We start from the raw sequence: 288 nt of genomic DNA, 5'->3' as shown, positions 1-288 counted from the left end.
GTTTAATATTTAAAAAATAAAAAACCGTGCACCTAAGCATCGAACGTAATTCACGAACGTAACCAAAGTCGTTAGCTAAATCTCGGCTACCCTACGGCACATATGATGATCCACTTAATGCTGCTTCCGTCAGGACCTGACATGGTTCATGGGTTCATATTGCATAGGACCGAAATCTTCAAACACTACGTGCTTTGGGCAGACTTCGCAAAAATACGGCCTCAACAAAGGAATTAAGCCTCGCATAAAGCGGATTTCGAGTACAGGGAACCGCTACCTCCCCACCTA

Annotated in this window: 1 other RNA gene; it reads right to left on the bottom strand. The window is 44.1% G+C overall.

Features of this window, described 5'->3' with window-relative positions:
- Positions 1–24 precede the first annotated feature (24 nt).
- An RNA gene (gene ffs, locus D8676_RS26620) (signal recognition particle sRNA large type) lies at positions 25–288 on the bottom strand; the annotation flags it as partial.

This window comes from Mesorhizobium sp. YM1C-6-2, assembly GCF_003666685.1.
Classification (GTDB): Bacteria; Pseudomonadota; Alphaproteobacteria; order Rhizobiales; family Rhizobiaceae; genus Mesorhizobium_K.
This window is presented reverse-complemented; position numbering and strand designations above follow the sequence as displayed.